We start from the raw sequence: 9,960 nt of genomic DNA, 5'->3' as shown, positions 1-9,960 counted from the left end.
CTCGGTGCGCTCGTGGGGCGCGGCGCCGAGGAACTCGGCGCGCTCGAGCTTCATCGCCTCGTTCATCAGCGTCTCCAGCGCCCGGGCCATCCCGTCCAGGCCGTTGTCGATCAGGATCCGCAGGACGTCGCCTGCCGTCGTAGAATCGGTCTCGCGGTGGGCCATCGGTTCGGCTCCTCTCCTCTGTCCTCAAACACAGGAGATCCGATCGGTGCCCGCCGCACAAGCGCCCCGCGGCGCCGCGTCCGCCCGCTCCGCTCCGGCGCGCCGCGCGCCTCCGCTCCGCGGGCGGACGCGAACGACGCCGGATGGACGCGGCGCGCGGCGCTCGAAGATTTCAATTTACAGAAGCGACGTTACGCTCCCGTGGCAATTGGGGAAGAGCGATCTGAAGCGGGCGTCTTGTTGAGCCGGCCGGCATCAGTCTCAACGCAGGTCGTTTAGATCCGAATCGATATCCTCCTGCTTCGCCTGAGCATCGTAACGTTCGGCAATACGCCTCAGGACTGCCGCCGTCCTTGGCCACTTGGCCCTCACCACACCGCTCTGCGCCCGGTAACGCGCTGCCAATTGACGCTCTTGCGCACCCCCGGCATCAAGAGCCCGAGAGACTACGCCACGACCATTGAGAATCCCGACTTCTATCTGCTGATCCACAATCCTGTTGCGCAATCCCTCGATTACATTCCGGACAGCGACGTGCGGCCATGCCCCGTCGGCATCGGCCGGCGCACGCGCCAGCATTAACCCGAGCTGCAGGTCGCAGCCCGTCACGTGGTTGGTCAGACGGCACTCTGAGCGAGCGGCCTCGATCCACTGGGCGAGTTCCGTTTCATTAACGGATCCGTCCTGCTGCATCCCGGGCAGGAGTCTCCACGAATCCAGGATGTGGTGTGCTAAGTTATATTGGACTTGTTTCGCTTCTTCGCTGACTCCCTCATCCGCTGCGTTCGGCTCACGATCATCGCGTCGGTACAATACGCCAACGAGAAACGCAAACAATTGCGGGTTTCGTTGAAGCAGCCGATGAAGCGCGCTCGGTTGCGACATGTGTCTGCTCATGTCCTCGATCATCGATGCAAACGGCCATTCCAGCTTAGCGATTACCTCTAGCGACAGATCGTCATTTCGGTAGAGTTGATCAAAGAGATTGCCGAGATAGAACGGGTTCATCACATCGGGGCCGTTTTCCTTGTCATCGGCTGTTGCGAGCGACGCCAGTATCGCTTGAACCAGATCACTCGGAAGTGCGGCATCACGGCCTCCGGCCGCTCTGAGTGCAGCCTTCGGCCGGCCCACCTGCAACAGCTTCCGTGCAGCGATGACTACGTCAGTCCCGCGCTGGTCAACGGAAAAGCCACTCGCGCGTTTCCAATACGCCATTTCTTCCAATTGGCCCGCGGCCGATACCGCATCCCAGACATCGCTTGTGGGTGGTAAAGCGAGATACAAGAGCGCAGCGACCTCCGGTGAGTATTGGCCGGTCGCTTTAAGGCGCGCAATCTCTCCAGTAACCCAGCTCGGACCGACACTTTCCACGCGACCGGCTGCAAACGCTTGCACGAGGCCGGGCATCTCGCTCTTCCGCGTCAAGAAGGCATCAAGAACACTGCCGGACTCTTCCTCATCACGCACAGCCAACGCCATTGCATAGCCGACAACGTTCGGATATTCAACCGCGGCCGCGAACACCAGAATCTCTTCTAGGCTCGCGCCGTCGAGCACCTCTCGGGCTGCTTTAGTCTGTTCACGTTTCAGCACTGTCTGATTGACACGGTGGTCTTCTGACTCGCCGCCCGGCAGGCGAGGCCATGGAGTACGCAGCACCCACCCAACTCGTTCGATAACGTCATCAGGCGCAAACCTGTCGAGCACTGCGTTAAGCGCCCCGACGTGAAGACGATGATCCTCATTGCCATAGCTGTTGATCCAGTTAAGGGTTGCTCGGGTGTTCTCGAGCAGTTGATCACGTTCCGCTCTTGTCAGGGATGTAGTGTCCAGCACTCCAAGCGCTTCCAGCAGCTTCGCCTTAGTCTGATCCGGGAGTTGGAAGAACCCATCCATAGAACGCGCCACATTTCCAGGCGCACACGCAAGATCTTCCAGAATCGGAAGCAACCCCTGCAGGTACTTCTGGTATTCTCGATCAGCTTCCAGCGTGAGGCCACGTCGCGTGCCGCCGGTCTCGCGCCACCGAAAGCGATGCGATTCGGATATGGTGGCATTACTGTAGTAACCCAGACCGAATTTCCACACGAGTTGAGGATTTCTAGTGATGAGACGTTTCAGTACTTCAAGCCGCTGTTTCGGTGTGGCGTGAGTCTGAGGTAGTCCAGGCAAAAAGGTCGCTCTGAGACTCGCCAAAGGCCGATTGCCCCAGCGACCACCCGGGTCCATTTCGGCCAGTTCGGCAAGCACACTCACAGCTTGGCCGAAGTGATCTCTGCTCCAGGATAGGCTCTCAAGGGCCCACAACAGTCCGCAGTGCCGACACTCCCCGCCAAAACCGACCCCTGCTTCATCATCCTTCATCAGTTCCCGAAACACCTCTGGGCTGGCAGCGATCCTGCGTTCGACAGCATCCAGAAACGCGTCTGGGGCGGCCTCCGCCAAGAGCGGGGACACGTCTGAGAGCGATGCCCATGCCTGCCACGAGTCGCAGTCCTGTAGCACCTTGCCGACGATGTACTCAGCAAACTGTTCCGTTGAGGCGCCCGCAGGCGCTCGATCACCGTATACGGCGAGTATGGCCATCGACTCGGTAAGACCGCTCCGCAGCCATCCTGAGTAGGCACTTGCTTTTCCGTAGATGCTGGCCGCCCACCGTTTCCGGGGCTCGAGGTCATATTTTGGATTGGTCTTGCTCAACACTGCAAGCAGCGCGCTTTCGAAGCGCGTCAGCTGATCTCGGGTGAGGTGAGTCGCCAACAGGTACCATAGGTCGATTGGCGCGCTAACGGCCCATACGCTCCCGACTCTTCGAACCGGTGCCTCCTGCGCAGTCAGAAACGGCGCGAGGGTTCCAACTACCTTCTCGTATTCCGTGCCGGCAAGTGCGGCGACGACTTCACCATCCCCTGATTTGCTTTCATCCCAGGTGTTAGCAAATAGTGCGGGCAAGAGAACCCGTGCCGATTCGGCGCTTGCCCATGCGGGCGCGCTTATAGCTGCCGTCCCAAATAGATGCCGCCGAAGAACCGGAATACTGCGGCCCATATTTCGGGCGATCCTCTGCGCCTCCCCTTCTGACAGTCCCGCCTCATGCAGGAGTCTCTCAACTACTTGTCGGTCTGGGCGTGCCAATTGATGTATGCCGTGCCCCGCGACCGCCTTACTGTCGATCGCGAGGAAAACGTGGTGGCCTCGGGCTACGGCAGCCGGAGCAATCTCCAGACACTCTCCTGTGCCTACAATCACGAGCGGATCGTTCGGGAACGCCTGAACTAGCTGACGCATCTCGCCTGGGGTCAGTACGACTGCTGCTCGTGCCAGCACCTGCCCTCGTTCTACCTCCCCTAGTTCTGCCACTGCCGCATACAGAATCGCGATCGCTTCGTCCGGGTGGTCAGCTTGGACTTCGTGAATCGCTGGTTTGCCGCGGAGCCACTCCTGAATGGATCTTGCGTCCTTGATCCGCCCAGCGCTGACAAGCGCAGGCGTCAGCACCGGCTCCGTGCCTGTAGACCACTCCTCCCAGAACGCTTCCAAGTCTCTGATGTTACTCGATCCGACTTTTCCAATTTGGCGGGCAAGCCACAGAGCCACCGCCGGGGTGGCGTCCAGCCACTCCTCAAGCTCCGAGCTGGCAATAACCCTGACGTCCTTCCATCCGCCGAGTGCCTTCTTCTCGGCGACCCAGCTCTTCCGGTCCTTGAACGTTCGCGGCGTGACAAACACGAACGAGGCCTCGTTAGGGTCAATATCAAGAGGATCCGCGGTGCGTTTCCTAAAGTCCTTTTCAGCCTTGGTCCGCGATGACCTTTCGGTACCGAACTCCCAGCCGGACCCGCCAGTTGGAATGAACGGAGACACGACCGAGGTTTGCAGGCGACCATCCCAACCGCCGATAGCCACCGAATCGCCGCTTGGAAAGTCACATTCCTCAAGCGCGCCAACGGTGTGGGCTGCGATGAGGCGTCGCACTAGTTCGGGCAGTGTCTCTTGGCAGTGGCGCTGTTTGGTGTTCGCCCAGTTGGTTAGATCGCTTGCTGTAATCCACTTCATATCTCACCTTGTAACACTCTAGGCTGAGGTGGAACCCGACTATGCGTCCTCATACTCTTGGGCCAAATGCTCAGCATTGAATTGCATTTCGTATTCCTGACGTGTCCTCAGCAATCGATAGACCGTGCCGAATACGAGGGGCGCATTCTTCCGGTGGTTGAACAGCGCCGATTGAACTCTCCGCGACAAACGTGCGGCGTCGGCGTCGGTTAGCGTGTGATTGAGTACAGCATTCCATGCGGTTTCAAGCGCGCGCTGGACGTGTTCCACCCTTTGGCCTGCAGCGTGATTCTCCCTCACATATCGCGTCGCGAATAGAACGGTCGGCGTAAGCGGCGCAACGACTGTCAGAACGAAGTCTTCAAGCGTGGCGTGACCGGCAATACCCAAGGCAAATACAACCAAGCAGACGACCACTGCGATCGTTATCATGAGCCCCGTGTACCTACGCCGTAGTTGTCGATCCCACCACGCATTTGCGCGTTGGCAGACGAGTCGCGCAGCAGTTATCGGCAACCGGTACACAACTGTCGGGTACCAGTCTCTCAGTGTCGCGGCCGTTGTGGCAGAGTTCGACCGGCGTGCTTCCTGTGTGATCAACTCCGAATGGGGATGGTCTCCTACCACGATCTCATCCCATTCGAGTTCAAACGCATTGCAGTCAAACTCCTCTTGAACCCGAGCTGCGGACTCCCGCAGCTGGTTGATTCGGAGCGTGATAAGGATGCTGGAAAAGAGGCCGGCCGTTATGCCCCAGAGCGCCGCATACGGCTTTGAGGAAGCAAGCTGATTCGCGATGAGCGACCATGCCGGGGGCGCGACAACCGCAAGAGTGAGATCTAGGGCGTGCCAACGCTTTGCCGTCACATAAAGACGCCGCTGAGCAGCAAGGCGCCGCAGCTGATGATCAGAGTTCTGCTGTGACACGGCGTTAGCCATACGCGGGGAACTTGTCCGGGAAAATCACTCCCCATTTCTTGATAGCGCAACGTTCGTCCCCGCGATACTGATCGGCCTCGGCTTCACGCGCCTTAGCTGCGGCTGTCCGCAGTCTCGCCTTGACGGCGTCACGTTTTTCTACGGTATCAAGATATGCACCGACGTCACCTCCATAGCCCGCAGGATCAGGGACGATCACGTCGATCATCGGTTCCAACTCTTCGAAACACCAGCGGCAGCCGGACGGCAGATCGTGGATCCTAATACCATTCAGGCACGACCACGCCATAACCTCAAGGTGAAATGACTGCAATAGAGAACTGTGACGCTTGTTCCACCACTTCAGCATCTTGATCACCCGGACCAAGTCCCCGTTATGGCTCTTGTTGGCTGCTGTCAATTCGGAGATGTGGACCGTCGGGTCGGTGCTGATCCAGGTCTTCCTGATGGAGTCCGGGATGAGATATCCACCGCCTTGGCGATCGACAGCGGGGACGACATCGACACGAAAGTCGCTGAACGTAATGGTGACCGCCTGACCGTTCCGGCTGATCGCCGGAGTCTTCGGGTATGTCTTGAGCAGCACGCCGCGCACCTTGTCCAACAATGCGGCGTGGCCCGTCGATTTGTAGTAACTCGGGTCCAGAACGACGAACACATCCACGTCAGCTTCACCTAGTGGCGCGATCATCGTGCTCCGCATGTAGGAGCCGACAAGAAAGTCCTTAAGGACTGTGAGTTCGCGGGCAACAGCATCGCGGACACCTTTCTGACGCGTGGATACCGTCTCCGACTGGAGGCCCGTGATTTCCAAATTCTGGCGAAAGAGCTCAAACGCAGCTTCTACGGTAGTCGCCATAGACCAACCATAGCATACTCAAGCACTTAGGGAAGCCGTGTGAGAAGCACGACATCACTCCCTTTCCGCATCAGTGATGTCGCCGTTGGTTACTTTCTCCATGAGATGGATCTGCGCCGACCGCGCCCATCTCGCCGCCGAACGGGCGGCAGTCCGGACAGACGTCGTCCCCCGCCGAACCAAGGGGATTGCGGCCGATGCGGCGTTCTCGGCGGCGCGGGATCAGGCGAGCTTCGAGGCGGCGGCGACGACGCGTTCCATCACGCGCGCCCGGGGGCCGGAGGCGCGGAGCGTCGCGAGTTCGTGGAAGGAGAAGCGGAGTTCGTCGAGGAAGACGCGGGCCTCGGGCGTCAGATCCTCGTCGTGCTCGTCGAGCAGTTCCATCGCCGTCTCGAAGATCGGCTCGCCGAGCGGCTCGCCGCGCAGCAGGCGCTCGGCCAGGGAGCGGGCGCGCCGCAGGGCGCGCTGCGCTTCGGGGTTGACGGCCGCCTCGTCGCTCATGCCGGTTCGCTCCTCACCGCGGCAGCGGCCGCAGCGTCGCCGCGGCGAGATCGAGTTCGAATCCGCGGCGGGCCCAGACATCCTCGCCCACGAAGGCGCCGATGTCCATTCCGACGAGCCGCGAGCGGGCGCCGAGGTCCACGATCGGCAGGTCGCGCACCGTCTCCTCGAGCCCGCCGATCCGCGCCGTCATCGTCGGCATCGTGCCGACGACGCCGACCGCGCCGCCGTAGCCGCTCATCGCCCCGCCCCCGGCGCGCCAGCCGCCGAGCGCGCGCGCCGACGTCTCCGCGACCAGCGTCGTCGCCGCGCCGGTGTCGATCAGCGCGAGCGTCTCGATCCGCGCGTCGCCGACGAGAAGCGTCGTCGGCGCCAGCAGGTGCCCTTCGACGACGAGCAGCGGGACGTCGCGGTCCGAAACCGGCCACGGATCGACGTCGCGCGGATCGTCCGCCGTTTCCGGCGCGTCCGCCTCCTCGACGTCGAGGACGCGCCGCCGTGGATCGAAGCGGAGCCGCGTGTTGCCGAGCACGTCGAGGCCGAGGATCGCGCGGTAGGCGCCCTGCGCCTGCAGCGGCCCTTCGGCGACGACGCCGAGCGCCGACGTGAAGCCGACCGGCCCGAGGTCCACGGCGTCCACGACGCCGCGGTCCACCGCGTGCTCCCCCTCGCCGCCGCCGCCGACCAGCGTCGCCGCGGCAAGCGGCTGCAGCCCCGACGACTTGCCGAGGCGCGGGTCGAGGTGCAGCCCCGAGGCCCCGCTGTCCACGAGCGTCGGCACGTTCCGCGCCGCGCCGATCCGCAGCCGCGCGAGCCAGCCCCAGACGCGCCCCGCCTGCCCGACGTACGGCTCGAGCTTGATCTTGCCGGGGAGGTCGGAGCGTTCGACGACCCAGAGCGAGCGGTCGCCGAGCGCGTCGAGGAAGTCGAGCGTCTCCAGCGCGCCGCGGACCTCTTCGTCGTCCTCGCCGCGCAGACGGCCGACGACGACGTACCGCTCCAGCGCCTCGCGTCGCCGCGCGCGGTCCCCTTCGACGCGGGAGACGCCGGCGAGCGAGCCGGCCTCGTCGGGATCGACGTCGAGCGCGCGGCGGTAGGCGGCGAGCGCCGCGCCGTCGCGCAGGCGCGCCTCGAGCACGCGGCCGAGCGTCCGCCAGGCGAGCGCGGCGCGGTCGTCGCGGGCGAGCGCGGCGAGGGCCGCGGCGTGCGCCTCGCGCGCACGGCCGCAGCGCCAGAGAAGCGCGGCGCGGAACGACAGGAGGTCGGCGTCCTCGGCGACGTTCGGGGCGTCGGCGAGGCGGTCGGCGGGAGCGCAGGCCGCGCCGCCGCGCCGGTCCAGCCAGTCGGCGAGGGCGAGGCCGCGCGCCGCGCAGCGCGGGTCGTCGGAGAGAGACGCCGCGGCGGCGCGGTCCGCGAGTTCCGAGAGCGACGCGCCGAGCCGCGACGCGCCGTCCGCGGGACACGCCGTCCCGTCCGGCGCCGCGGCGAACCCCGTCCCCGCGCCGAGGGCCGCGAGGCACAGGGCAAGGACGACCCGCGACGCTTTCAACCACGAGGCGCCGGCACGCTCCACAGGCTCACCCTTCCCGCTCGAGGCGGGCCACCGCTTCAAGGTGCGGGGTTTGCGGGAACATGTCCACCGCGACGACGCGCGTCGTGCGGTAGCCGCGCGCCGCGAACAGCTTGAGGTCGCGGGCCAGCGCCGCCGGATGGCACGACACGACCGCCACGACGTCCGGCCGCAGCGCCGCGACCGCGGCCGCGAGCCCCGGCCCGGCCCCTTCGCGCGGCGGATTCAGCGCCACCCGCTCGAACCGCTCGCCGCGCTCCGCCGCCTCGCGGGCGAAGGCGACCGCGTCGGCCGCAACGTGCCGCGCGTTCGTCCGCCCCGCGCGCCGCGCCGCGCGCGCCGCGCGCTCCGCCGCCGCCTCGTTCAGCTCGACCCCCACGACCTCGACGTCCGCGTCCACGGCGAGCAGCCCGATCAGCCCGACGCCGCAGTAGAGGTCGAGCAGCCGGCCGCCCTTCGGCCCCTCGAGCGCCGTCCTGGCCCGCGCGTAGAGCAGCTCGGCGGCGGCCGGGTTGACCTGCAGGAAGCTCGTCGCCCCCAGCTCGACCTCCGCGCCGCCGATCGTCTCGAGGACCGCCTCGGCCCCGCCGAGAAGCTGCTCCAAGGGGGGCGCGCCGCGCCGCGGCACGAGCCGCACCACGCCGGCGAGATCAGGCCGCGCCGCCAGCAGCGCGCCGGCCGCCGCGGCCGCGTGCGGCCACGGCACCGAGGGCCCGTGCACGACGAGCAGCCGGCGCCCCGAGGCGAACGAGCAACGAACCTCGAGCTGCGCCGGCCACGGCCCCGGGCCGAACGCGGCGAGCCGCTCGAGGAACTCCCGCGCGAGGGCGGTCGTCCCTTCCGGCGCGAGCAGGCAGTCGTCCACCGGCGCGAAGCCGCACTCCTGCCCGCGCGGATGGAACCCGACCTGCGCCCCTTCGCCGCGCGGGGCCACGGCGAAGCGGACCCGCCCGCGGTAACGCAGCGGACGCGGCGACGGCGCGATCTCCGCGACGCCGCAGGCGACCCCGCCGACGCGCCGCAGCGTCTCGGCGAGGGCACGCCCCTTCACCGCCAGCGCCGCCGCCTCGTCGAGGACCATCAGCGGGCAGCCGCCGCACTCGTCCTGCGCCGCGCAGGGCGCCATGCGGCGCGCGTCCGCGGGCCGCTCGACGGCGAGCAGCTCCCCTTCGGCCCAGCCGCGCCGCAGCCGGACGATCCGCGCCCGGACGAGGTCGCCGGGAACGGCGCCGGGCACGAAGACGACGAGGCCGCCGTGCCGCGCGACGCCGGCGCCTTCCGCCGTGAGGTCGGAGACGTCGGCCGTGAACCGCTCGCCGGGGCGCGGCCCCGGCGTCTCGGAATCGATGCGTTCTCTCTTGTCTGACAAATTTCTCAGTTGCCCCGCGGGATAAGGGCCGTAGATGCACGGCATTGAGTGGTTCGCTCAAGGATACGCCTTGGGGGGCAGTCCATCCTTGATCGACCCCACGCGGGCGCGGCCGCCTCGCCGCGCCCGCGATCTATGTCCGGCGAGCGCCGCCGTCCGGCGAGCGCCGCCGCCCGACGCCGCTCTTCTTCGACGATCGGCCGCCGTCCTCTCTTCCCGCGGCGCGCGGCGTGGCTACAATCGTCGCCGGACGAACGACCATGCCGCCTCGGGCGGCGCAGAGGGCGAGATGGAAGTGCTGGACGCGGCGCGCATGCGCCAGGCCGACGACGAAACGATCCGCAGGATGAAGGTGCCGGGGCTCTTGCTGATGGAGGAGGCCGGGCGCCTCGCCGCCGAGGAGATCCTCGACGCGCTCGAGGGACAAGGGGCGCGGCGCGCGCTCGTCTTCTGCGGCCGCGGCTCGAACGGCGGCGACGGCTTCGTCGCCGCGCGGCG

General features: G+C 65.7%; 8 protein-coding genes. 1 reads left to right on the top strand and 7 read right to left on the bottom strand.

Annotation, left to right across the window (positions count from 1 at the left end; all coding sequences use genetic code 11):
- The 7 genes from LLG88_00225 to rlmD form a co-directional block, all read right to left on the bottom strand.
- The coding region (locus LLG88_00225; GenBank protein MCE5245339.1) for an IS256 family transposase at nucleotides 1-165 on the bottom strand (165 nt) is incomplete at its 3' end.
- Between the two features lie 261 nt (nucleotides 166-426).
- Nucleotides 427-4,224, bottom strand: a complete 3,798-nt coding sequence (locus LLG88_00220) for a hypothetical protein (GenBank protein ID MCE5245338.1) — start codon at nucleotides 4,222-4,224, stop codon at nucleotides 427-429.
- Between the two features lie 39 nt (nucleotides 4,225-4,263).
- Nucleotides 4,264-5,163, bottom strand: coding sequence for a hypothetical protein (locus tag LLG88_00215; protein MCE5245337.1), 900 nt, complete (start codon nucleotides 5,161-5,163; stop codon nucleotides 4,264-4,266).
- A complete protein-coding gene (locus tag LLG88_00210; protein ID MCE5245336.1) occupies nucleotides 5,156-6,022 on the bottom strand; it encodes a nucleotidyltransferase in 867 nt (288 codons plus the stop codon). Before LLG88_00210 ends, LLG88_00215 begins: the two co-directional genes overlap by 8 nt.
- Nucleotides 6,023-6,244: 222 nt before the next feature.
- Complete coding sequence (locus LLG88_00205; protein MCE5245335.1) at nucleotides 6,245-6,523, bottom strand: hypothetical protein; 279 nt, start codon at nucleotides 6,521-6,523, stop codon at nucleotides 6,245-6,247.
- Between the two features lie 13 nt (nucleotides 6,524-6,536).
- On the bottom strand, nucleotides 6,537-8,096 hold the full coding sequence (locus LLG88_00200; protein ID MCE5245334.1) for a retropepsin-like domain-containing protein: 1,560 nt from the start codon (nucleotides 8,094-8,096) through the stop codon (nucleotides 6,537-6,539).
- Nucleotides 8,097-8,100: 4 nt separating this feature from the next.
- Nucleotides 8,101-9,507, bottom strand: coding sequence for a 23S rRNA (uracil(1939)-C(5))-methyltransferase RlmD (gene rlmD, locus LLG88_00195; protein MCE5245333.1), 1,407 nt, complete (start codon nucleotides 9,505-9,507; stop codon nucleotides 8,101-8,103).
- Nucleotides 9,508-9,751: 244 nt separating this feature from the next.
- Between rlmD and LLG88_00190 the strand changes: the two genes are divergently transcribed.
- The coding region (locus tag LLG88_00190) for a bifunctional ADP-dependent NAD(P)H-hydrate dehydratase/NAD(P)H-hydrate epimerase (protein MCE5245332.1) at nucleotides 9,752-9,960 on the top strand (209 nt) is incomplete at its 3' end.

Source organism: bacterium, from assembly GCA_021372775.1.
Lineage (GTDB): Bacteria > Acidobacteriota > Polarisedimenticolia > J045 > J045 > JAJFTU01.
This window is presented reverse-complemented; position numbering and strand designations above follow the sequence as displayed.